1 protein-coding gene is annotated in these 525 nt (G+C 32.6%); it reads left to right on the top strand.

Annotated elements, in window-relative coordinates; translation table 11 throughout:
- The first annotated feature begins 179 nt into the window (after positions 1 to 179).
- Positions 180 to 380, top strand: coding sequence for a hypothetical protein (locus AC27IT_RS28210; RefSeq protein ID WP_028413937.1), 201 nt, complete (start codon positions 180 to 182; stop codon positions 378 to 380).
- The last annotated feature ends 145 nt before the right edge of the window (positions 381 to 525 follow it).

Below are 525 nucleotides of genomic sequence, written 5' to 3'. Positions count from 1 at the left end.
AAGAAATTATTGAATAGCACGTAATTGAGAAGAATATTGAGTGGTTTTGTTGAATAAATAAAAAGAAAACACCTTTATTTTTTATTGAAAAAGAAACGGACGTAAGAAAACTTCTTGTTTATCAAGAAGTTTCTTTTGTATCTGAACATTAGTTTGTATACGCAGGTAGGGGAGAGGTGATGAAGGTGAAAAAAATTGGTGAAGGTCACGTCTTTTTTATTATTCTCGGAGGCCTGTTTATTTTAATAGGTACACTCTTTGCAAATACTTCTGTTTATTTTCTCATCTCCGGATGGATAGCAGCTGTCTGTTGTTTAGGAATCAGTGCTGTACTAAAGAAAGGAAAAACAAAATCAGTCAGTAAAGAAGATGAGCAATAATAATTTTTATATAAAGATGGAAATTAAATATATGAAAAGGAAGAATGGATATCCATTCTTCCTTAAGTCATGGTGTGTATGAAATTGTCTTAGAAACGTCCGCCGCCAAGTTGTTGCTCAGCTAATTGTACAAGACGTTTTGTGA

It is taken from the genome of Brevibacillus sp. YAE8 (genome assembly GCF_057543335.1).
Note: the sequence above shows the minus strand (reverse complement) of the source record. Positions and strands in the feature narration are given on the sequence as shown.